Raw genomic sequence first — 23788 nt, 5'->3', positions numbered from 1 at the left:
CCACCTTTTCCCCTATAAGCCCGCTCTAGCCTGAAAGACCTTAGCCAGGAACCCGAGCGGAACGCCGCGCCGGGTTTTTTGCCACGCGCGAGACGACATGCCGAAACGCACAGACATCAAGTCGATCCTCATCATCGGCGCCGGCCCGATCATCATCGGCCAAGCCTGCGAGTTCGACTATTCCGGGACGCAGGCCTGCAAGGCTCTCAAGGAGGAAGGCTACCGCATCATCCTGGTCAATTCGAATCCGGCCACGATCATGACGGATCCCGACCTTGCTCATGCGACCTATATCGAGCCGATCACGCCCGAGATCGTGGCGAAGATCATCGAGAAGGAGCGTCCCGATGCGCTGCTGCCGACCATGGGCGGCCAGACGGCGCTGAACACCGCGCTTTCACTCAAGAAGATGGGCGTGCTCGAGAGGTTCGGCGTCGAGATGATCGGCGCCACCGCCGAGGCGATCGACAAGGCCGAGGACCGCGAGCTTTTTCGCGATGCGATGACCAAGATCGGGCTGGAGACGCCACGCTCGCGCCTCGCCCACTCGCTCACCGAAGCCCTGCCCGCGCTTGACGATATCGGCCTGCCCGCCATCATCCGCCCGTCCTTCACGCTCGGCGGCACCGGCGGCGGCATCGCCTATACGCGCGAGGAATTCATCGAGATCGTCGAGCGTGGCGTCGATGCCTCGCCGACCAATGAAGTCCTGATCGAGGAAAGCGTCCTCGGCTGGAAGGAGTATGAGATGGAGGTCGTCCGCGACAAGGCGGACAACTGCATCATCATCTGCTCGATCGAGAACATCGATCCGATGGGCGTCCACACCGGCGATTCGATCACCGTCGCGCCGGCGCTGACGCTTACCGACAAGGAATACCAGATCATGCGCGACGCATCGCTTGCGGTGCTGCGCGAGATCGGGGTCGAGACCGGCGGCTCCAACGTCCAGTTCGCGGTCAATCCCGACGACGGCCGCCTAATCGTCATCGAGATGAACCCGCGCGTATCGCGCTCCTCGGCGCTCGCCTCCAAGGCGACCGGCTTCCCGATCGCCAAGGTCGCGGCGAAGCTTGCCGTCGGCTATCTGCTCGACGAGCTGGAAAATGACATCACCGGCGGCGCCACCCCGGCCTCGTTCGAGCCGACCATCGACTATGTCGTCACCAAGATTCCGCGCTTCGCCTTCGAGAAGTTCCCCGGGGCCTCGCCGGTCCTGACCACCGCCATGAAGTCGGTCGGAGAGGTCATGGCGATCGGCCGCACCTTCCAGGAATCGCTGCAGAAGGCGCTGCGCGGCCTTGAAACCGGCCTCTCGGGGCTCGACGAAGCCGAGATTCCCGGCCTTGGCCAGGGCGACGACAAGAACGCGATCCGCGCTGCGCTCGGCACGCCGACGCCTGACCGCCTCCTGAAGGCTGCGCAGGCGATGCGGCTCGGCCTCTCCGTCGAGGAGATCCACGACAGCTGCAAGATCGACCGCTGGTTCCTGCGCGAGATCCACGACATCGTCGAGACCGAGCGCAAGATTACGACGCATGGCCTGCCGAAGACGGCGCCGGCCCTCAGGCGGCTGAAGGCGATGGGCTTCTCCGACCAGCGTCTCGCCTCGCTCACCGGCAAGAACGAGGCCGATATTGCCGCGCTGCGGACGCGCCTCGATGTGCATCCCGTCTACAAGCGCATAGACACCTGCGCCGCCGAGTTCGCCTCGCCGACGCCCTATATGTACTCGACCTACGAGACCTCCTTCGCCGGCCATTTCGCCAGCGAGGCAGAACCGTCGGACGCCAAGAAGGTGATCATCCTCGGCGGCGGTCCAAATCGGATCGGACAGGGCATCGAGTTCGACTATTGTTGCTGCCACGCCGCCTTCGCGCTCCGCGACGCGGGCTACGAGGCGATCATGGTCAACTGCAATCCCGAGACCGTCTCGACCGACTATGACACTTCCGACCGGCTGTATTTCGAGCCGTTGACCGCCGAGGACGTACTGGAAATCATCCGCACCGAGACCTCGAATGGCACGCTGCACGGCGTCATCGTCCAGTTCGGCGGCCAGACGCCGCTGAAGCTCGCCGCGGCGCTCGAAGCAGCCGGCGTGCCGATCCTCGGCACCTCCCCCGACGCGATCGACCTCGCCGAGGACCGCGATCGCTTCCAGAAGCTTCTGGTCAAGCTCGCCATCCGCCAGCCGAAGAACGGCATTGCCTATTCTGTCGAGCAGGCGCGGCTCGTCGTGTCCGATCTCGGCTATCCGCTCGTCGTCCGTCCGTCCTATGTCCTCGGCGGCCGCGCGATGCAGGTGATCCGCGAGGACGAGGCGCTCAGCGACTATCTCCTCGGCACGCTGCCGGAGCTGGTGCCGGCAGACGTCAAGGCGCGCTATCCCAACGACAAGACCGGCCAGATCAACACCCTGCTCGGCAAGAACCCGCTGCTGTTCGACCGCTACCTGTCCGATGCGATCGAGATCGATGTCGATGCGCTCTGCGATGGCAAGGACGTCTTCGTTGCCGGAATCATGGAGCATATCGAGGAGGCCGGCATCCATTCGGGCGATTCGGCCTGCTCGCTGCCGCCGCATTCCCTCGACGAGGCAACGCTCGCCGAACTCGAAGCGCAGACGAAGAAGCTGGCGCTGGCGCTCAAGGTCGGCGGCCTGATGAACGTCCAGTATGCGATCAAGGACGGCGAGATCTATGTGCTCGAAGTCAATCCGCGCGCCTCGCGGACAGTGCCTTTCGTCGCCAAGACGATCGGCATCCCCGTGGCCAAGATCGCGGCGCGGATCATGGCCGGCGAGAGCCTCGCAAGCTTCGGCCTGAAGTCCGAGAAGCACGACCATATTGCGGTCAAGGAAGCCGTGTTCCCGTTCGCCCGCTTTCCCGGCGTCGACACGCTGCTCGGCCCGGAAATGCGCTCGACCGGCGAAGTCATGGGCCTCGACCGGCACTATGAGATCGCCTTCGCCAAGAGCCAGCTCGGCGCCGGCAACGCATTGCCGGTGTCGGGCACGGTGTTCGTCTCGATGCGCGACAGTGACAAGGAGGGCATCGTCGAATCGATGCGCCGCCTCGAAGCGCTCGGCTTCCGCATCATCGCGACCGGCGGGACGCAGCGCTTCCTGACCGAGGCCGGCATCGCCTGCGCCAAGATCAACAAGGTGCTGGAAGGCCGACCGCATATCGTCGACGCGATCAAGAACGGCGACGTGCAGCTTGTCTTCAACACCACGGAGGGCGCGCGTGCGCTCGGCGACAGCCGCGCCATGCGCCGTGCCGCCCTGCAGCACAAGGTGCCCTATTACACAACGCTGGCCGGAGCAGTCGCCGCCTCCCAGGGCGTCGAGGCTTATGCCACCGGCGTGCTTGAAGTGCGCCCGCTGCAGTCCTATTTCGCGGCCTGAGGTAAGGCGCGCATAATCCGGAAGTTCGGCCGGGCTCTGGCCCGGCCGTGAAGGCGGCTCTCTATTCCACGATGAAACCGCCCGCTTCATCCGAATGGCGGGCGGCCTAATTGGCACAAAGCCGCCTTTTCACGGCGTCGCGCCTCTTGCACTCGCCGCCTTGGTAGAGGACACTTGGTGTTCGGGACTGCTGCGGCAGCGCCCGGCCGGAGGCGTCCGCCCGCTTGAAGCGTCGGTGCGCGCTTCCTAAGTCGCAGTCGTTGATCACGCCAAGGGACTGGCCCTTAAGGGCCGGTGCCGGGAAATATTGTGCTCTCGCGGACAGATCGCGGGCGCCAAGACGAAGAAAAGGCTTGGAACACCATGGAAAAGGTTCCGATGACGGCGCCGGGCCATGCCGCGCTCGAGCGCGAGCTGAAGCGTCTATCCTCCGAGGAACGTCCGCGCATCATCGCGGCGATCTCCGAGGCGCGCGCCCATGGCGATCTTTCCGAGAACGCGGAATATCATGCCGCCAAAGAGGCCCAGAGCCTCAACGAGGGCCGCATCGCGGAGCTTGAGGACAAGCTGTCGCGCGCCGAGATCATCGATGTCGGCAAGCTCTCTGGGAAGACGGTGAAGTTCGGCGCCACTGTGAAGCTGGTCGACGAGGACACCGAGGAAGAGAAGACCTATCAGATCGTCGGCGATCTCGAGGCCGATGTGAAGGCCGGCCGCATCTCGATCTCCTCGCCGATTTCCCGCGCCCTCATCGGCAAGTCCGTCGGCGACACAGTCGCCGTGCAGGCCCCGGGCGGCGAGCGTTCCTACGAGATCCTCGAAGTCGGCTTCCGCTGACCTCTTCCATCCGCTCCGGCCATTGTCGGAGCGGATGTCCCGTTGCCGCCTGCATCTGCTTTCATGACTGAGAGCCCCCGTCCCTTTCTGACCCGCGCCGACCTTGCCGCCGATTGCGCGCGGCTGGGCATTCGAACTGGCGATACCGTCATGGTGCATGCAGCCATGGGGCGGGTGGGACGATTGCTGAGCGGCCCGGACGCGCTGATCGGCGCCCTTCTCGACACCGTCGGCACCGAGGGGACCATCCTCGCCTATACTGACTGGGACGGTGCCTATGACGAATTGCTGGACGCCGACGGCCACATGCCCGAGGACTGGCGACCACATGTCCCGCCCTTCGATCCGCTTCGTTCCCGCGCGATCCGCCACAACGGCATCCTGCCGGAGTTTCTCCGTACGACGCCAGGCGCCGCGCGGAGCGGCAATCCCGGCGCGTCAGTCGTCGCCCTCGGCGCGCGTTCGGAGTATCTGACGACCGATCACCCACTCGACTATGGCTATGGCGAAGGCTCACCCTTCGCAAAGCTGGTGGCAGCCGGCGGCAAGGTGCTCAATGTTGGGGCGCCGCTCGACACGATGACGCTGCTGCATCACGCGGAACATCTCGCCCGCCTCCCCGGTAAGCGCATTCGCCGCGTCGAGGTCCCGTTCGCATCGCCGGGAGGAACCGTCTGGCGGATGGTCGAGGAATTCGACACCGGCGATCCGGTCGTCGCGGCCTTCGAGCCGGACTATTTCGGTGAGATCGTCGAGGACTATCTTGCGACCGGTGCCGGATCGCGCGGGCAAATCGGCAGCGCCCAAGCGATCCTCGTCGAGGCGGCACCGATCGTCGCATTCGCCGTTTCGTGGATGGAGCGACGCGCCAGCTAGGCGATCGGAACGATTGGGGCGTCCTTGATGCGGCGGATGGTCAGCGAGGTCTTGACGCTCGCGACATTGGCCGCGCCGGTCAGCTCTTCGATGAACCCCTGGAACGCGCGCAGGGTCGGCGCCACGCATTTGAGGATGAAGTCCGCCTCTCCCGAGAGCATGTAGCACTCACGGACGACGGCCCAATCCTTGACGCGTGCTGCAAAGGCGTTGAGATCGGCTTCGGCCTGGCTCGAAAGTCCGACCATCGCGAACATCGTCACATCGAAGCCGAGCGCCTTTTCGTCGACGAGCGCGCGATAGCCGGTGACTATGCCGGCCTCTTCCAGCGCGCGCATGCGGCGCAGGCAAGGCGGCGCGGAAATGCCAACCCGCCGCGCGAGTTCGACATTGGTAATGCGACCATCGTCCTGCAATTCCTTGAGGATATTCCAGTCGATGGCGTCGAGATTGGCCTTCACACGAGTGCCTCCGGCCGGAGCAAACCGCTTCGCGGCGACGCCGGCCCGCCGCTTTCGCCGATTCTCGCCGATTGCGCCATGATTCGGAAACAATTGTTCGCGAGAACGCACAGGATTGCATAGCTCGGCGCCTTGCATGCGCTGTGCTCAACCCTCTAGACTTCCGGACTTCACGAAACGGCCGGCCGTCACCATCTCAGGCGCATCATGCAACACGCCAAGCTCATCATCATCGGTTCCGGCCCCGCCGGCTACACCGCCGCCATCTATGCCGCGCGCGCGATGCTGGAACCCCTGCTCATCGCCGGCGTCCAGCCCGGCGGCCAGCTCACCATCACTACCGATGTCGAGAATTATCCCGGCTTCGCCGATGTGATCCAGGGCCCATGGCTCATGGAACAGATGCGCCTGCAGGCCGAGCATGTCGGCACGCGCATGGTGACCGATCACATCATCGAGGCGGACCTCTCGCGGCGCCCCTTCCTGCTCAAGGGCGATTCCGGAGAAATCTACACGGCTGACAGCCTGATCATCGCGACCGGCGCCCAGGCACGTTGGCTCGGCCTTGAAAGCGAACAGCGCTTCAAGGGCTTCGGTGTCTCAGCCTGTGCCACCTGTGACGGCTTCTTCTATCGCGGCAAGGACGTCTATGTCGTCGGCGGCGGCAACACCGCGGTCGAGGAGGCGCTTTATCTTTCTCATATCGCGCGGAAGGTCACGATCATTCACCGGCGCGACCACTTCCGCGCCGAGCGCATCCTGCAGAACCGCCTGCTGGCCAAGGACAATGTCGAGGTGCTCTGGAACACGGTGATCGAGGAAGTGACTGGCAAGGCCGGCTTCCCGCCATCGGTGACCGGTCTCAGGCTGAAGAATGTCCAGACCGGCGTCATCACCGAGCATGAAACCCATGGCGTCTTCATCGCCATCGGCCATGCGCCGGCCGTCGAAATTGTGCGCGACCAGCTTCAGTTGAAGGCGTCCGGCTATATCTGGACCGCGCCCGATTCGACCGCGACCAGCGTTCCCGGCGTCTTCGCGGCCGGTGACGTCACCGACGAGACTTTCCGCCAAGCGGTGACCGCGGCGGGACAAGGCTGCATGGCGGCGCTCGAGGCCGAGCGTTGGGTTGCCGAAAATCCCGTTGCGGACATGACGGCCGTTGCGGCCGAATAGACGGGAAGGCCGCGGGGGGCGGGCCGCATCATGGATTGGGACAAACTGCGGATTTTCCATGCGGCGGCGCAGGCCGGGTCGTTCACCCACGCGGGTGAAACGCTCGGCATGAGCCAGTCAGCCGTCAGCCGTCAGGTCAGCGCGCTCGAACAGGATCTCGGCGTACCGCTCTTCCATCGCCATGCCCGTGGCCTCATCCTGTCCGAACAGGGTGAACTGCTCTATCGAACGTCGCAGGACGTGATGATGAAGCTCGAGGGCGTCCGTATCCGCCTGACGGATTCGCGCGAGAAGCCAACGGGTACGCTGCGGATTACGACGACGGTGGCCCTTGGCTCCACCTGGCTGACGGAGCGACTGAACGAATTCGTCGACCTGCATCCGCAGGTGAACCTGCATCTGATCCTCGACGACCAGGAACTGGATCTCACCATGCGACAGGCGGATGTCGCAATCCGTCTCCGCCAACCGGTACAGCCAGACCTCATCCAGCGCCGGCTGTTCACGACGCACTATCACGTCTATGCCGCGCCGGCTTATGTCGAGCGCTTCGGCAAGCCCGAGTCGCTCGACGATCTCGATCATCACCGCATCGTCACCTTCGGCGTTCCGGTCCCGCCCAATATCCGCGATGTGAACTGGCTTGAGATCGCCGGCCGGTCGACTGACAATCCGCGTGAGCCGATTGTTCGCATCAACAATATCTACGCCATCAAGGCAGCGGTGGAACGCGGCACCGGCATTGCGATTCTGCCCGACTATATGATCGAGGACGAATCGACCCTCGTGAAGCTGATGCCGGAAGCGCAGGTCCCGAGTTTCCCGACCTATTTCTGCTATCCAGCGGAACTCAAGAATTCGGCCCGCGTGACGGCTTTCCGCGACTTCATGCTGGCCAAGGCCCAAAACTGGCAGTTCTGAAGGCAGCATTATTAGCGGCCCATTTTTTGGGCACCATTGCATGCAGCTTGCTGCGCTGCAGAAATTCTTGATCAACCAACTCCCATTTTCCAGGCTGGCGGCGCAATTTCGTTCCTATGGGAACGCCTGAGCCGAAAAAAACCGGATTTTCTGCGGACTGTGGCAGAAAATTGTTACTGTTCTGCCGGAAATGCATAGCTGCGATGCATTCATGCCGGTTGTTTGAGCAGCCTGATCGCTCCATATACACACCAGTTGATGCGTTGCCGGTGGCTTTCTCCTCCCTGCCACCAGTGGACCTCAACTGTTCCCTCTGGAAGGTGTTTGCTGCGCATTTCCCTGCCGCAGCAACAAAGACTTAGCCGGGCCTCGCAAGAGCGCCCGGCCTTTTCTTTTCGCGGTGCACCTAACCTCTTGCGGCGCAGAATGGCGCGGGCGAGTGCCACTGCTTCGTCGAGACGCGCTGCTGCGGGCGCGGATCGCGCCCGCCTCTCATGTCATCGCTCACATATAGAGCGGCTCGCTCTCCATGCCCTTGTAGAGGCCGGCTACGAACTCCCCGTATCCATTGAACAGCTTGGTCGGGATCCGATCGTTGGTGCCGATGACCGTTTCGGTCGCCTGACTCCAGCGCGGATGCGGCACCTCAGGGTTCACATTGGCCCAGAAGCCATATTCCGATGACTGCAGCTGCTGCCAGAAATTAAGCGGCTGCTCCTCGACAAACGAGATCTTGACGATCGATTTGACGCTCTTGAAGCCGTATTTCCACGGCGTATGCAGGCGGATCGGCGCACCCATCTGCTTCGGCAAAGGCTTGCCATAGGCGCCCGTCACCATGAAGGCGAGCTCGTTGGTCGCCTCGGCCATGGTCAGGCCCTCGACATAGGGCCAGGGATAGAAGGGCTGGTTCTGCCCTGGCGCCATATCGGCATTCATGAAGGTCTCCATGCGCACATATTTCGCGCCGGAGAGCGGCTTGGCATAGGCGACGAGCGCCGCGAGCGGGAAGCCCGTCCACGGCACGGTCATCGACCACGCCTCGACGCAACGATGGCGGTAGAGCCGCTCCTCAAGCGTCATCGCCTTCAGGAGATCATCGATATCGACGGTCTTGGGCGCCTCGACAAGACCGTCGAACTGCACTGTCCAGGGCCGCGTCTTCAACTGCTGCGCGGCATCGGCCAGATCCTTGTCCGTGCTGTACTCGTAGAAGTTATTGTAGTGGAGATTAATGGCCTCGGGCGTGACGGGGCGGTCGATCGTGAACTTCGGATTGGCCTTGGCGGGATAGAGCGAGGCGCTCGGATCGGCATCCTCGGCGCGCGCGATCCGCGGTATCCCGGCCGCCATCAACCCGAAGCCGCCAGCAGCCAGAACCGCCCGGCGATCAAGGAACAGCGCTTCCGGCGTCGCCTCCCGCTCGGCAATCTCCCAGCCTCGATGGCGCTTGATCAACATGTTCCGTGCATCCCTCTGATTCTGCCAGTAGGACGAAATCTAGTTTCAGCTTCGGCCATTCCAAGCAACATGGGCGTGACGTCATCGCAAGATGTCGTGATGCAATCTGTATGCGTCGCTTTTTTCCATTAGGCCATCGACGAAAATAATGTGCCGACGCCCAGCCAAAGCCTGACAAAGGCATGGACAGCGCGGTCCAACAGGCTTTACGAAGGCTCGCCACGCGTGCATGTCTTTCGTTCGATGTCGATTTTCGCCGCTCATACAAGAACAGAGTGATTTGTATTTTGGAGAACCGAGTTTCGTTGTATCTGAATAAAAAAGTCGCACCTCCGATCATTTCCGCAATATTCGCGCTCATATTTATAGCATTGAATGTCGACTGGATAATAAAATACCGGATTGATCAAATTGTCGACATAGACGAGGCAGGATATCTATCCATATCCCTGTCGGATTATTATGCTTGGCTTTCAGGTGGACCCACCGCCTGGCTCGACAGGGTTTTGGCCCCTTCGATACAATCCCCGATGACAACGGCCACCGCGTCCGTTCTTTTCCTGATATTCAGGCCGACGACCTTCTTTGGATACATCGTGCCGATCTTGTTCGGGGGACTCTCTGTCTTTGTCTCCTATTTTATGGCCAGACGTATAGCGGGCGAATGGTTTGCTCTCCTGGCGACGCTGTTGATAGCAACCTCGCCCTACATGATCGGCTATAGTCGGACTTTCAATTTCGCCATGGCCGCAACTCTGTGCACGACGGCAGCCCTGCTGTGCCTTGTCTCGTCACAGCAGATGCGATCACGCCGCTGGGCGATCGCACTGGGCTTTTGCGTCGGCCTGATGGTCATCGCGCGCACGGTGACGATCGCCTTCTACCCAGCCATTATGCTGGCAGTCCTCTGGTGTGTCTTTTCCCGCAAGGATGGGGTCGGCAGAGCATTCTTCAATGCCGTTATCGCCGGTATCGTCGCCGTGATAACGGCGGCGAGCTGGCTCGCCTTTACCTGGCGTGAGGTCTTCGACTATCTGACAAGTTTCGGCTATGGCGACAAGGCAGCCAGCTATGGTCCCACCGCATTCTGGGACAGTGTTCGGACCACACTGCAATATTCGGCCGCCTATTTTCAGCTCTTTCAGACTCTGTTGATATTATCCGGCGTTCTAGCGCTGATTATAGCTACTTTAGTCTCTGCTCTCAGCGTCGGGTGGCGCAAGACAGCATCGGATATACGATCGTCTCCTATCGCTCCTATCAGTATATTCGCAGCGGCCTCTATGATGGCGTTGATGAGTTCCGCGAACAAGGGCACCGGATTCTCGGCCCCTCTGGCACCGGCGTTGATCATCATAGCCGTCTATGGATTCCGGGCGTTGATCCCTGTTGCGTCGGTGCGCAAAGCCGGGGCGGCCGCACTGAGCTTGGCCTCGCTCGTTGCTGCTTTTCCGCTGGTGAGCATGGCCTCGCCCTACTACCGTAACTCAGTGATTGAGTTGCCGGTAGTTGGCTGGATCCCGGCGTTCTCATCGCGGGTACCGATTCACTGGTATCTCAAGGAAAGTGGGCTTGGCGACCCTGACAATGCGACCATCGTCTCAAAGGAGATATCGCAGCAATGGTACGAGCTGGGAAGATCGCTATACGATCGCATCAAAAATAAAACGAAGCCGGATAAGGTGATCAAGGACGGCTTTCGCACCTACCCGCTTAACGCCAATACCTTGACAATGTTTAACCTACTCGATGCTGCTGATCTGCTGCCAATTGACAACGCCCCTCCTTTTCCAGGAACTGTGGCAGATTATGATGCATGGATCAGATCCAGCCCAAGCTGCGTCCTCCTTTCAGCAGATGGGACGGACGGCGACATTCGACCCTCCGTCGATCCTGCAGCACTGGAGCAAGCCGCGCGGAACGCTGGCTTCTCAGTCTTTGACTCCGTCTATATGCCCAATGGAAGAGAGATAAAGCTTTGGTCGAGACCGTGCAGCTAGACCGTGTCGAGAACGCCAGGCTTGACGGGGAACAGGCGCCCGAGCTTGCGATCGTCGTTCCTTCGTTCAATGAGCGCGACAATATCAAGTCCTTGTATGAAAAGGTCACCACGGCGCTCGCCGGCGTTCCGTTCGAGTTCATCGTGGTCGATGACAACAGTCCTGACGGCACCGCGGAACTGACCAAGGAACTGTCGCGACAGCACAGCAACATCCGTTGCATCCGCCGGTTCGGCAGGCGCGGATTGTCCTCTGCCTGCGTCGAGGGCATGGCGTCGACGGCGGCGCCCTATGTTGCGGTCATCGATGCCGATCATCAGCATGACGAGCGTATTTTGCCGGAAATGCTTGCGGCGGCGAAGGCTGGCGCGGACATCGCCATCGGGTCGCGCTTCGTCGAAGATGGTTCGGTCGGCAAGGGGCTCTCCTCCACCCGACTGAAGGGGAGCGAGTTCGCAACCAGGCTTGCGAGCTTCATCGTCGGACGAGACATTTCGGACCCGATGAGCGGCTTCTTCCTGATGCCGCGACGGAAGTTCGAGGAGGTCGCGCCGTTTCTCAACCGTGACGGCTTCAAGATCCTGCTCGACATCCTCGCGACTTCGGCGCGCCACGGCGCGCCGCTTTCGGTGCGCGAGGTCGGCTACTCGTTCCGGGAGCGCAATGCCGGCGAGAGCAAGATGAGTTCGATCATCGTCGTGCAGTTCCTCGGCCTGTGGCTATCGCAGTTGACCAATGGCCGGCTGCCGATGAGCTTCCTGCTCTTTGCAATGGTCGGGATCAGCGGGCTGCTGGTGCACCTTGCCGTGCTGTGGCTCACCAATGTCGTGCTGGCCATCGGTTTCGTCGCAGCTCAGATCGTGGCCACGCTCTCGGCCATGGTCTGGAACTTCTTCCTCAACAATACGCTGACCTATGCCGACAGGAAGCTGAAGGGCCGCAAGATGGTGATCGGCCTGATCGAGTTCATCGCCATCTGCTCGGTCGGCGGCATCGCCAGCGTCTCTGTCGCCAGCAACATCTATGCCTCGGAACCGCAGCCGCTCGTCGCGGGCGTTGCCGGTGCCCTGATGAGCGCCGTGTTCAACTACTGCGTCACGCGCGCCTACACCTGGAAATAGGTCGAACGGCTGGCGCCCCGGCCAGCCCTTTGATGACCGCTGGCTCGTCCGCTGATGCGGACGGGCTTAGCCGAGCGCCGGCCAGCTTCGTCCTTGCCATGAGCCACGTCGGAGACTAGGTTCCGCGCCGCCTCAACCCTTCGAACAGCCCCGCTGGAGCCCAAAATGGCCTTCCTCGCCGACAGTCTCGCCCGCATCAAGCCGTCCGCGACCATCGCGGTGACGAACAAGGCGCGCGAACTCAAGGCCGCGGGCCGCGACGTGATCGGCCTCGGTGCCGGCGAGCCGGATTTCGATACGCCGGAGAACATCAAGGAAGCGGCGATCAAGGCGATCCGCGAAGGCAAGACCAAGTACACCGCCGTCGACGGCATTCCCGAGCTGAAGGCCGCCATCGCGGCCAAGTTCAAGCGCGAGAACAACCTAACCTATGCGCCGAACCAGATCACGGTCGGGACCGGCGGCAAGCAGGTGCTGTACAACGCACTGATGGCGACGCTGAATCCCGGGGACGAGGTCATCATCCCCGCGCCCTACTGGGTTTCCTACCCGGAGATCGTGGCGCTTGGCGGCGGCACCCCGGTCGAGATCGTCGGTCCGCAGGAGCAGGGCTTCAAGATCAACGCCGCGGCGCTCGAGGCGGCGATCACGCCGAAGACCAAGTGGCTGATCCTGAACTCGCCGTCGAACCCGACGGGCGCCGGCTATACGCGCGCCGAACTCCGGTCGCTCGCCGACGTGCTACTCAGGCATCCGCAGGTCTGGATCATGACCGACGACATGTATGAGCACCTCGTTTTCGACGGCTTCGAATTCGCCACCATCGCCGAGGTCGAGCCGAAGCTCTTCGATCGGACGCTGACAGTGAACGGCGTGTCCAAGGCCTATGCCATGACGGGCTGGCGCATCGGCTATGCCGGCGGTCCAGCCGAGCTCATCAAGGCGATCGGCACGATTCAGTCGCAGTCGACGTCCAACCCCTCCTCCATCTCGCAATGGGCGGCGGTCGAGGCGCTGAACGGCCCGCAGGACTACATCCCGAAGAACGCCGAGATTTTCAAGAAGCGCCGCGACCTCGTAGTGTCCATGCTGAACCAGGCGAATGGCATTGTCTGCCCGAACCCGGAGGGCGCCTTCTATGTCTTCCCGTCCTGTGCAGGCACGCTCGGCAAGACCACCGCAGGCGGCAAGCTATTGAAGGCCGACGAGGATTTCGTCACGGCGCTCCTGGAAGAGGAAGGCGTCGCGGTCGTGCAGGGTTCGGCTTTCGGCCTCGCACCCTATTTCCGCATCTCCTACGCCACCTCGACCGAAGCGCTGGAAGACGCCTGCACGCGCATCCAGCGCTTCTGTGGCAATCTCCGCTGAAAGCTGGTCCGTCCCGCTCCAGTTTGAGCGGGACGACGCCTCTCCGGACGCCTATTGTTGCTTGACGAGCGACACGGCATTCGGGGAGGAGCGCCATGGCTGAACTCGAGGTCCATCACATTTCGGTCGTGGTCAGCGATCTCGACCGCTCCATCGACTTTTATCATTCGCTGTTCGGGTTGCCGCGCCTTGATCGCCCGCCGTTCAAGACGGCAGGCGCCTGGCTCGCCTGCGGCAAGGTGCAGATCCATCTCATCCAGTATCCGCCCGGCAGCTTCCGCACCGGCCCGATCGATACGTCCGACGGACACTTCTGCTTTCGCACCGACGACTTCGCAGGCTTTCTGGGCGGACTGTTCGCGCGCGGCTTCCGCGAGGACGGAGATGAGGACGATCCTGCGCACATCGTCGTTTATCGCGACAGCGTCGCCGGCTTTCCCCAGCTCTATCTGCGCGATCCGGACCGCAACATTATCGAGATCAACGGCGCGCCTCCGCGCCACGACTAGAATCATGCTCTGATCGCGGCCTCGGCAACGAGCCGGTCCAGGCATTCGAACAAGGCAGTCAGGCGACGATGACGTCGAGTACTTTCGCGCTGTTTCTCTCAGCCCTGCACATCGCGATGGCTTCGGCTGTTACGGTGCATGCGCTGCTCACGCGCCTTGCACCGCAATCAACCATCGCCTGGATCGGGCTTGCCTGGCTTTCGCCCTATGTCGGGCCGGTGCTCTATCTGCTGTTCGGCGTCAACCGGGTGCGCCGCAAGGCGATCAAGCTCTCCGGCCCCGAAGGCGACATCGATGCGCCACGCTCGCGTTTCGTGCTGGCGCCGGCGGATATCGAGCATGGCGGCGACGAGCATCTTGAACCGCTAGCCGAGTTCGGCCTCCGCCTGACGGGACGGCCGCTCCTGTCCGGCAATGCCATCACCCCGCTCGTCGATGGCGATGCTGCCTATCCCGCGATGATCGCGGCGATCGAAGCGGCCGAGAAGAGCGTGGCGATCTCGAGCTTCATCTTCCACGACGATGCCGGCGGCGGACCAATCGTCGATGCGATGATCGCGGCGCAGAAGCGCGGCGTCGCCGTGCGGGCGCTGGTCGACGGCATCGGCGCAGGCTATCTGCGCAGCCCCGTCTATGAGCGCCTGCGCGCCGCCGGCGTGCCCGCAGCCCGCTTCATGCACGAAGTGGCGCCCTGGAAGATGTCGTTCATCAATCTGCGGACGCACAAGAAGGTTCTGGTGGTCGACGGCCGGCACGGCTTCACGGGCGGCATGAACATTTCCGACGACAATCTCTTCCGCGTCATGAACATTCCGCCGCAGCGCGCCGTGCAGGACATGCATTTTCGCGTCGAAGGCCCGGTGGTCGCCCACCTCATGGAGACCTTCGCCGAGGACTGGGCATTCACAACCGGCGAGCGGCTCGACGGCCTCGCCTGGTTCCCCGAAATCGGCGCGGCCGGCGATATCCCGGCGCGCGGTATCGCGAGCGGTCCCGACGAGGACAATGAGAAGCTTATGTGGACCATGGCTTCGGCGATCAGCCGGGCCGAAAAGCGCGTCCGCATCCTGACGCCCTATTTCGTGCCGGACGACCGGCTCGGCTCGCAACTCGCCCTGGCGGCGCTGCGCGGCGTCAGCGTCGAACTCGTCATCCCTGGCCGGTCCAACCACATCTATATCGACTGGGCCATGAACGGCCTGATGGCGCCGCTTCTGCGGGCCGGCTGCAACGTCCGCCGCACCGCAGCGCCCTTCGACCATTCAAAGCTGATGACGGTCGATGGCGCTTGGTCGCTGTTCGGCAGCGCCAATTGGGACGCGCGCAGCTTGCGCCTCAATTTCGAGTTCAATGTCGAGGCCTACTCGACCGAGTTCGCCGCCACGATCGATGCCATCATCGACGGCAAGCTCGCGCAGTCGAAGCGAGTCACGCTTGTCGAACTCAGGCAGCGCTCGATCCTGACACGGCTGCGCGATTCCGCCACCCGCCTCGCCTCGCCCTATCTTTAGGACCAAGCGATATCGTTCTGAGGGCGCGTCAAAGGCGCGCGGCGCCTGCGCAGCCCTTCCTGTCATTGCCAGGCCCCGACCCGGCAATCCAGACTCTGTCGCGGCTGCCGTACCGACCGTTTGCCGAAACCCTAAAGCCAGCCGCGCCACTTGAAATAGAGGTAGGGCAGCATGGCCGAGAGCACCATCGCAATGATCGCCACCGGATAGGCCCAGGCGAAATTGAGTTCGGGCATGTCACGGAAGTTCATGCCGTAGATGGTGCCGATCAGCATCGGCGGCAGCAGGATCGTCGAGACGACGGTCAAGACGCTCACCACCTGGTTCTGCTCGTTCGAGATCAGCCCGAGCGTCGCGTCGAGCAGGAATGTGATCTTGTTGAGGACGAAGTTCACATGGTCCTCAAGAGACCGGATATCGCGCAGCATCAGCTTCAGCCGCGATGACAGCCCCGCCTTCAGGCTGACATCCGGCAGCATGGCCGCTGCGTATTGCACCAGCCGTTCCAGCGAGGCGAGACTCTCGCGCGTCTTCGATGCGAGATCGCCCTGAATGCCGAGGCCGCTGATCGCCGCCGCCAGCAGGCGTCCGCGATGGCGCCGCTTGCCGCGCTGCTGGAAGATCTCGAAATTGAGGTGGTCGACCGACTGGGCGATGCGCTCAAGAACATCGGCCGAACGATCGATGAAGGCCTCAAGAAGGCCAGCGAGAACTCCGGGAGCCGAGGTACAGCCGCTGTCCGGCTTTGGCGCGCGCGCCAGGAACTGCTTGAACGCAGTCATATCGGCATAGCGCAGCGTCACGATCTTGTTCTTCGCCACCGCGAAGGAGAAGGGCGTCAGGCCGGGCGTGCCCTGGTCAATACCGACCAGGATGCTGGCGGTCATGACCACAACACCATCCTCGACATAGAAACGGCTCGAAAACTCGATCTCGCGCGTTTCCTCGCGGGTCGGAATGAGGCCGCCGAGATAGGCCTCAGCCTGCTTTTCTTCGTCCGCCGTCGGGTCATGGAGGTCGACCCACGCGATGTCCCGCGCCTCCCCGCGCCCGATCGCCTCGATCGGAGGCAGCGCGACGACGGTGGGTCCGCGATCGGCAACCGCATAGGCTGTGAGCATTGACAACTCCGCTTATGGCGGCAGTCAAAAGAAGCCGACTGCCTTTGGCCCGGGTTTACCACAACTCCGGGCGGCGCTTGATCGTGCCGGCATGGGCTGCGATGACGCAGATCAATGCATCGCGGGATCAAACTCCTGCGAACTGCGTTGACTCGGGCTTACACGGGGCTCCAACGGCGTCGCGCCCCCCGGCGCGGTGCTCGACTTGAAGAGGAAATACCAATGAAGACCGTCTCGCTGAAGATTGCCGCCGCCGCCATGGCCGTTGCCTGTGCTGGCACATTCGCCCACGCTGCAGACATGTCCTCGCCGGCTCCCTATCAGGACGACGAGCGCAATGGCGTGAAGATCGGCATGCTGGAATGCGACATCGGCGGCGGCCTAGGCTACCTGATCGGTTCGGCGAAGGAGGTCTCCTGCACCTTCCGTTCGACCAAGGGCCGCGTCGAGACCTATACGGGCAACATCAAGAAGCTCGGCGTCGATGTGGGCTGGACGCGCGAAGGCAAGCTGCTCTGGGCGGTGTTCGCACCGGTCGCGGGTTATCACCATGGCGCGCTCTCGGGCCTCTATCTCGGCGCGACAGCCGAGGCGACGGCGATTGTCGGCGTCGGCACCAACGTGCTCGTCGGCGGCACAGGTGGCTCGATTGCCCTGCAGATGATCAGTGTCACCGGCCAGACCGGCCTTAATGCAGCAGCCGGCGGCGCCGCGCTGACGCTCGTCCCGACCACCTGATTCGGACACCGATCGGTTCATTCTTTCGGCCCGCACATCCCCGGATGCGCGGGCCGATTGCGTTTGTCCTCGCCGCGTCGTGATGTACAGGATGCTTGTCAGTCTCCCCGTTCCCTGAGACCATCCCTTCGCCGACCGGACTTCCGGGCCCGGTTCGCGCACCGAAGCATGAGAATGGCACGAGAACATTTCATGAACGGAGGAAGCGATGACCGAGTCAATCCACGGTGGCGCCGGCAGGAGAGCCGGCCCCAGGGCGATCGCGCTGGTCGGCCCTTTTGCGAGTGGCAAGACAACCCTGCTGGAAGCACTGCTGGCGCGCACCGGCGCAATCCCCCGCCAGGGTAGCGTCGCATCCGGCACCTCGGTTGGCGATGCCTCGGCCGAGGCGCGCGCGCACCAGATGAGTGTCGAGCTCAATATCGCTGAAACCGCGTTCCTCGATGACCGCATCACGATCTTCGACTGCCCCGGCTCGGTGGAGTTCGCCCATGAGGCCGAGGCGGCGCTCGCGGTCGTCGACTGCGCTGTCGTCGTCGTCGAGGCCGATCCGCGCAAGATCCCGGCCTTGCAGACCTGGCTCGGCATGCTGGAAGCGCGCGGCATCCCCCGCTTCGTTTTCCTGAACAAGATCGACAAGAGCGAAATGGGCGTCGAGGAAGCGCTCGAATTGATGCAGAAGGCCAGCCGCGCCCCGCTGCTGCTGCGCCACATCCCTATTCGCCAGAACGATATCGTCACCGGTTTCGTCGACCTCGCCCTCGAACGCGCATTCCTCTACCGCGAACAGGCGCCGAGCGAGGTGATCGACATGTCCGATCCCGACCGCGTCCGCGAGGCAGAGGCGCGCTATGCGATGCTGGAAAAGCTCGCCGACTATGACGATGCGCTCATGGAGGCGCTGCTCGACGATATCGAGCCGGCGCGGGACCACGTCTTCGCCGATCTCGTGCGCGACTTCCGCGACGGCCTGGTTTGTCCGGTACTGATCGGATCGGCGCTGCATGGCCATGGCGTCGGGCGGCTGTTGAAGGCTATCCGTCACGAGGCGCCCGACATCACAGCCGTCCTCGACCGCCTCGCGCTTCCGAGCGCCGGGGAACCGGTCGTCCAGATCGTCAAGACAGTCAATGCCGGCCATGCTGGCAAGCTTTCCATTGGCCGCGTGCTGCGTGGCGCGATCGAGGACGCAGCCGAACTGGCGGGACCAAGCGGGCCTGTCGGCCGCGTTTCTAGCCTCCTGCGACCGACAGGGGTTCAGATGGTGAAGCGCGACACGGTGCAGACGGGAGAAACGGCCGGCTTCGGCAAACTCGACGGCGCGGCGACGGGAATGACGCTCGCGGCGGGCAAATCAGCCGTGCCGCAACTGGCGCCGCTGGCAGCGCCTGAACCCGTGATGGCACTCGCGATCGGTTCCATCGATCGAAAGGACGAGGCGAAGCTCGCGCTTGCCCTCGCCAAACTCTCCGAGGAAAGTCCGGCGATGGTCGTCGGACAGGACGCCGATACGGGCGAAGTGCGATTGGGCGGCCAGGGCGAGATGCATCTGCGCGTCGCCATGGAGCGCCTTGCCGCACGCTTCGGCCTTTCGGTCGAGCAGCGGCCACCGAGCATTCCCTATCGCGAGACCATCCGCGCCAGCGCCACCGTGCGCGGGCGCCACAAGAAGCAGTCTGGCGGCCATGGCCAGTTCGGCGACTGCGTGCTGGAGGTCCGGCCGCAGCCACGAGGCGCCGGCTTCCTGTTCGAGGACGCGATCACCGGCGGTGCCATCCCGCGCAACTATATTCCCGCCGTCGAGGCGGGGGTTCTGGACGCGCTCAAGAAAGGGCCGCTCGGCCATCGGGTGGTCGATGTCGCGGTGCGGCTCACCGACGGCTCCTATCACAGCGTCGATTCCTCGGACCAGGCATTCCGCACGGCGGGGCAGATCGGCATGCGCGAGGCGTTGGAGCAATGCCAGCCCGTCTTGCTGGAGCCTGTCCTCCATGTCTCAGTGATTGTTCCGTCGGAGACCGCGCCGCGGGTCAACATGATGGTGACACAGCGACGTGGCCAATTGCTCGGCTTCGATGCGCGCAGCGGCTGGCCTGGCTGGGACACCGTCGAGGCGGAAATCCCGGAAGCGGAAATGGCGGGCTTCATCGTCGAGCTGCGCTCGGCGACCTCCGGAGCGGGCAGCTATACGGCGCGCTATGATCACCTCGCCGAACAGACCAGCCGCACCACTACGCCGGACGGGCGAAAGACAAACGCCCGCGCCGCCTGACGTTCAGCCGCCGGGCTCCGAGCCGGCCTCGGCTCCGGTGAACAGCCATCCGACGAGGCCGGCGAGAAGCGCCAGGACGCCGCAGATCACGGTCGCCGCGCCGAAGCCGGCGATCGTTGCGCGCGCCCGCAGCGCCTCGATCGCTCCATCGGCGAGCTCGCCGGCCTGCGCCGCGCCGAAGCCAGCCGCCCGAACGGCATCCGCGGCTGGCCCGGCTTCGCCGCTGAGCGCTATCGTGAAACCGATGCCGACGGCGAGGCCGAGGCTTGCGACGGCGAGCAGGCCGGCGACTCGTGCGACCGCGTTGTTGATGCCTGAGGCCGCGCCGCTGCGTTCGGGGGGCGCGGCATTCATGACGGCAGTCGAAAGCGGCGCGACGGTAATGCCCATGCCGAGCCCCATCAGCAGCATGACGGGCACCACCGCCGTTCCATAGCCGCCCTGCGCGACGGCCGGCGCCAGAGCCAAAAATCCCAGCCCGGTGATGATGGGACCGAAGGTCAGACAGGGCCGCGTGCCGATACGGTCTGCAAGGCCGCCGCCAAAGCGTGACAGCACGCCCATGACCACGACAAACGGAATGAATACCGAACCAGCGAGCGCCGCCGGATAGCGATGTGCCTCGATAAGCGCCGTCGGCAGGAAGAACAGGGCGCCGGACAGCGCGAAATAGAGGAGCAGCGTCAACACATTGACGCCCGAGAAGGTTCGGCTTTTGAACAGCCCAAGGGGCATCATCGGGTTCGGAGCCCGCTGCTCCCAGAAGACGAACAGAACCAGTATCAAGGCCCCGAGCGCGGCGAGGCCGAGATTGATCGCCGCGCCGCCGCCCGCCGGATCCGCGACCGCCGTCAGTCCGTAGGCGGTCAGCCCAAGCCCGAGCACCGCGAGCGCGCCACCGGTCCAGTCCATCCGCGCTTCGGCGCGCGCTCCATCGGCCGGAACACGCAGTTGGCAGAGGACAAGCGCGGCTATGGCGATCGGCACATTGATCAGGAAGATAGCGCGCCACGAACCATGATCGACGAGAAGGCCGCCGATGACGGGGCCGATCGCCGGCGCGATCGACGAGGCTGCAGCCCAGGCGCCGATCGCCCGCCCACGAACCTTCGGCGGATAGTGCGCCGCGATCAGCGCCAGAGAGCCCGGCACCATCAAGGCACCGCCGACCCCCTGGATCGCCCGGGACACGACAAGGCTCTCCGGCGACCATGCGAACCCGCAGGCCGCTGAAGCGAGGCCAAACAGCGCGATCCCGATCATGAAGACGCGCCTGAGACCAAAGGCGTCGCCGGCGGCGCCGCCGAGCAGCGTGAAGGCGGCAAGCGTCAGCGTGTACGCATTCGCCGTCCACTGTCCCTCTGCAAAGCCGGCGCCGAGCCCGGCGCGGATCGCTGGCAAGGCCACCGTGACAACGGTACCGTCCATGAAGGCCATGCCGGAGGCCAGGATCGTCGCCGCAAGCACCACGCGGGCCGTCCCTGATGCCGTTTCGTCAGTCGCTGCCATCCAGATTGCTCGCTAGCGTTCGATCAGCCCAGCCCGAAAAGGCCTTGAGGATCGCTCAGCTCACCCTACAGTTGTCAGGGAAGCCTTGCATCCCCCGGTCTTCGCGCTCTGCCCGCCACGCCCGAGGAGGAGGACATGAAGCCCGCTTGCTTTCCGCTATGCCTCATCGCGGGTCTTTCCGCGCTGCTCGCGACGTCGGTGATGCCCGCGCAAGCGGCCGATCTCCCCGTCGATGTCGAACTTGTGCTCGCTGTCGACGTCTCGCGCTCGATGGATGCCGGGGAACGTGCGATCCAGAGGCAGGGCTATCGTGACGCATTGCGCCATCCAGATGTCATCAGGGCCATTCGTTCCGGACTCAACGGTCGCATCGCGCTCACTTATTTCGAATGGTCGGGACCGGGCTCCGAAAATGTCGTCGTTCCCTGGAGCCTCGTGGAAGACGAAGAAGGCGCCGACGCCTTTTCCGCTGCGATCGGACCTTCGCAGGCGAGCGGGCGCTTCGGCACATCGATCTCGTCGAGCCTCCTCTTTGCGGCCAGTCTCTTCATGGACAACGGCTTTGCCGGCGAGCGGCAGGTGATCGACGTCTCGGGCGACGGACCGAACAATGTCGGCGGCCCCGTCGTGCCGGCCCGCGACGCGGTTTTGGCGCGCGGCATCGTCATCAACGGCCTGCCGATCGTGCTGCGCCCCGGCGGCTACAGCGCTTTTGATATCGCCGATCTCGACGGGTATTACCGCGACTGCGTCGTCGGCGGCCCAGGTGCGTTCACAATTCCCGTCACGTCGAGCGACCAGTTCGAGACCGCGATCCGCCGCAAGCTCATCCAGGAAATCGCTGAATACTGGGGCCCCTCGAAGGGTCCGCCGCTCATTCGCGTCGCCGATAGCGCGGCGCGCGATACGGCCGATTGTCTCATCGGCGAGGCGCGTCGCAACAACTGGATGTCGCGCTAGCATCCCCGTTGCGTCCGGCCCGGCAACCCGCCACTGTCGGCTGCGAATTGCACTTTCGGATCGGGTGATTACCTTGCGCTTCTTCTTCAATCTCTGCGTTCTCCTCGGTCTCGTCGCCGCATCGCCTGCCTATGCACAGTCGCGGGGCGAGACCGAAATCGCGTTCCAGAAATGGCTGTCCGCAACGGTGGCGCCCGACGCGGAGAAGCGCGGCGTGACGCAGCCGACGCTTCAGCGCGCCTTTGCAGGATTGACGCTCGACTGGACGCTGCCCGACCTCGCGCCACCTGGACAGCCGGGGCGAGAGGAGCCGCAGCGCCAGGCCGAATTCCAGGGACCGGCCCGCTATTTCGATGAAGGCAAGGTCAAGTCGCTTGCCCAGGGCGGCCGCAGCCGCTTCAGGTCACTGTCGCGAACCCTCGCCGAGGTCGAGACACGTTACGGCGTGCCGCCCTCGATCGTTCTGGCGATCTGGGGCCGCGAGTCCGGCTATGGCGCGGCCAAGCTGCCCTATTCCGCGATCCGGGCGCTCGCGACCGAAGCCTTCATGGGCGCGCGCAAGGAAAACTTCTATCCCGAACTGCTCGCGGCGCTGGAAATCCTTGAGGGTGACCACATCGCCCTGAAGGAGATGAAGAGTTCATGGGCCGGCGCGCTCGGCCAGCCGCAATTCCTGCCGTCGAAATACCTCACGACGGCGGTGGACTTCGACAAGAACGGCCGCCGCGACATCTGGAACTCGGTCCCGGATACGCTCGGCTCCATCGCTAATTTCCTGAAGCAGAATGGCTGGCAGCCCGGCGTCGGCTGGGGCTTCGAGGTGTCGCTGCCGCCGGAAATCACCTGCAGCCTCGAAGGCCCCGACCAGGGCAGGCCGATGACGGACTGGCTCGCCATGGGCATTCGCAATGCCGATGGAACGCCGATCAACGCGCGGGCCCAGAAGCAGACCATGCATCTGCTGATGCCCGCCGGTCGGTATGGCCCCGCCTTCCTCGTCTCGGACAATTTCTACGTCCTGAAGACCTATAACGAGAGCGATCTCTACGCGCTGTTCATCGGCCATCTTTCCGATCGCATCCGGTCCAATGCCGGTGCCTTCCTTGGACGCTGGGCTGACGTGGGTGGATTCAGGCGCAGCGACGTCCGTGCAATGCAGCAGCGCCTCGAAGCACGCGGCGTCGATGTAGGCTCGGCCGATGGGCTGGTGGGCTACAAGACGCGCAACGCGGTCGGCGCCTGGCAGACCGCGAAGGGCGTTCCGCCCACCTGCTTCCCGGATGCGGCACTGCTCAAACAGATTCGATGAGCCGGTGAATTTCCGCTTTCAATCGCCGTCATCTTCGGTAAGCTCGGTCTGTCTTCAACAATCGAAAGGAGGTGATCCTGTGTCTCATTGTCGTTTGCCGCGTGGCTTGGTCGCAATGGTCCGGATCTCTGATTTCGTAGGGATTCGCACCGCTTGACCGGCCTTGCTTGGCCTTCGGGCCGGGTCGCGGTCTGACAATGGAAGGGTCGCCCAAACGGGCGACCCTTCT

The 23788-nt window shown here is 63.5% G+C and carries 18 protein-coding genes; 14 read left to right on the top strand and 4 right to left on the bottom strand.

All coding sequences use genetic code 11. The annotated features are described in order from the left end of the window. Positions 1-97 precede the first annotated feature (97 nt). The 3 genes from carB (at position 98) to aac(3) (ending at position 5122) form a co-directional block, all read left to right on the top strand. Positions 98-3409: a carbamoyl-phosphate synthase large subunit gene (carB, locus tag BUB39_RS07720; protein WP_073052338.1), complete on the top strand. Its 3312-nt coding sequence runs from the start codon at positions 98-100 to the stop codon at positions 3407-3409. Positions 3410-3772: 363 nt separating this feature from the next. Continuing rightward, entirely contained in the window at positions 3773-4246 is a 474-nt protein-coding gene (gene greA / locus BUB39_RS07715; protein WP_073052337.1) for a transcription elongation factor GreA, read from the top strand. 63 nt (positions 4247-4309) lie between these two features. After that, entirely contained in the window at positions 4310-5122 is an 813-nt protein-coding gene (gene aac(3) / locus BUB39_RS07710; protein ID WP_073052336.1) for an aminoglycoside 3-N-acetyltransferase, read from the top strand. Here aac(3) and BUB39_RS07705 read toward each other — a convergent pair. Then, the gene (locus BUB39_RS07705) at positions 5119-5583 is read right to left on the bottom strand and encodes an Lrp/AsnC family transcriptional regulator (RefSeq protein ID WP_073052867.1); all 465 of its coding nucleotides are present in this window, start codon (positions 5581-5583) and stop codon (positions 5119-5121) included. The genes aac(3) and BUB39_RS07705 overlap by 4 nt on opposite strands. A 207-nt stretch (positions 5584-5790) precedes the next feature. Here BUB39_RS07705 and trxB point away from each other — a divergent pair, with 207 nt between their 5' ends. Together trxB and BUB39_RS07695 are read left to right on the top strand one after the other, a co-directional pair. Next, positions 5791-6759, top strand: a complete 969-nt coding sequence (gene trxB / locus BUB39_RS07700) for a thioredoxin-disulfide reductase (protein ID WP_073052335.1) — start codon at positions 5791-5793, stop codon at positions 6757-6759. 30 nt (positions 6760-6789) lie between these two features. Next, complete coding sequence (locus BUB39_RS07695; protein ID WP_073052334.1) at positions 6790-7680, top strand: LysR family transcriptional regulator; 891 nt, start codon at positions 6790-6792, stop codon at positions 7678-7680. Between the two features lie 504 nt (positions 7681-8184). Here BUB39_RS07695 and msrP read toward each other — a convergent pair. Then, positions 8185-9141 carry a protein-methionine-sulfoxide reductase catalytic subunit MsrP gene (gene msrP, locus BUB39_RS07690; RefSeq protein ID WP_073052333.1) on the bottom strand — a complete coding sequence of 319 codons (957 nt, stop codon included), beginning with the start codon at positions 9139-9141 and terminating at the stop codon, positions 8185-8187. 182 nt (positions 9142-9323) lie between these two features. On the opposite strand from msrP, the gene BUB39_RS07685 reads away from it, so the two are divergent. From BUB39_RS07685 to BUB39_RS07665, 5 genes are all read left to right on the top strand, one after another. Further along, positions 9324-11141: an ArnT family glycosyltransferase gene (locus BUB39_RS07685; RefSeq protein ID WP_084526984.1), complete on the top strand. Its 1818-nt coding sequence runs from the start codon at positions 9324-9326 to the stop codon at positions 11139-11141. Continuing rightward, positions 11120-12262 (top strand): glycosyltransferase, encoded by a 1143-nt coding sequence (locus BUB39_RS07680; protein WP_244540174.1) that lies wholly within the window; start codon positions 11120-11122, stop codon positions 12260-12262. The genes BUB39_RS07685 and BUB39_RS07680 overlap by 22 nt, the downstream gene beginning before the upstream one ends. 165 nt (positions 12263-12427) lie before the next feature. Further along, on the top strand, positions 12428-13630 hold the full coding sequence (locus BUB39_RS07675; protein ID WP_073052331.1) for a pyridoxal phosphate-dependent aminotransferase: 1203 nt from the start codon (positions 12428-12430) through the stop codon (positions 13628-13630). Between the two features lie 95 nt (positions 13631-13725). Next, positions 13726-14139: a VOC family protein gene (locus BUB39_RS07670; RefSeq protein ID WP_073052330.1), complete on the top strand. Its 414-nt coding sequence runs from the start codon at positions 13726-13728 to the stop codon at positions 14137-14139. A gap of 68 nt (positions 14140-14207) precedes the next feature. Beyond that, a complete protein-coding gene (locus BUB39_RS07665; protein WP_073052329.1) occupies positions 14208-15650 on the top strand; it encodes a phospholipase D-like domain-containing protein in 1443 nt (480 codons plus the stop codon). 131 nt (positions 15651-15781) lie between these two features. Here the strand turns inward: BUB39_RS07665 and BUB39_RS07660 are convergent, their stop codons facing one another. Continuing rightward, positions 15782-16771 carry a magnesium transporter CorA family protein gene (locus BUB39_RS07660; RefSeq protein ID WP_073052328.1) on the bottom strand — a complete coding sequence of 330 codons (990 nt, stop codon included), beginning with the start codon at positions 16769-16771 and terminating at the stop codon, positions 15782-15784. 222 nt (positions 16772-16993) lie between these two features. Between BUB39_RS07660 and BUB39_RS07655 the strand changes: the two genes are divergently transcribed. Further along, entirely contained in the window at positions 16994-17509 is a 516-nt protein-coding gene (locus tag BUB39_RS07655; RefSeq protein ID WP_073052327.1) for a DUF992 domain-containing protein, read from the top strand. 208 nt (positions 17510-17717) lie between these two features. Then, entirely contained in the window at positions 17718-19781 is a 2064-nt protein-coding gene (locus tag BUB39_RS07650) for an elongation factor G (protein WP_073052326.1), read from the top strand. Between the two features lie 3 nt (positions 19782-19784). Here BUB39_RS07650 and BUB39_RS07645 read toward each other — a convergent pair whose 3' ends face one another. After that, entirely contained in the window at positions 19785-21290 is a 1506-nt protein-coding gene (locus tag BUB39_RS07645; protein WP_073052325.1) for a DHA2 family efflux MFS transporter permease subunit, read from the bottom strand. 135 nt (positions 21291-21425) lie between these two features. On the opposite strand from BUB39_RS07645, the gene BUB39_RS07640 reads away from it, so the two are divergent. Together BUB39_RS07640 and BUB39_RS07635 are read left to right on the top strand one after the other, a co-directional pair. Then, entirely contained in the window at positions 21426-22250 is an 825-nt protein-coding gene (locus tag BUB39_RS07640) for a DUF1194 domain-containing protein (RefSeq protein WP_073052324.1), read from the top strand. A gap of 73 nt (positions 22251-22323) precedes the next feature. After that, the gene (locus tag BUB39_RS07635; RefSeq protein WP_175561773.1) at positions 22324-23559 is read left to right on the top strand and encodes a lytic murein transglycosylase; all 1236 of its coding nucleotides are present in this window, start codon (positions 22324-22326) and stop codon (positions 23557-23559) included. Positions 23560-23788: the final 229 nt, after the last annotated feature.

This window comes from Kaistia soli DSM 19436 (genome assembly GCF_900129325.1).
Classification (GTDB): domain Bacteria; phylum Pseudomonadota; class Alphaproteobacteria; order Rhizobiales; family Kaistiaceae; genus Kaistia; species Kaistia soli.
Note: the sequence above shows the minus strand (reverse complement) of the source record. Positions and strands in the feature narration are given on the sequence as shown.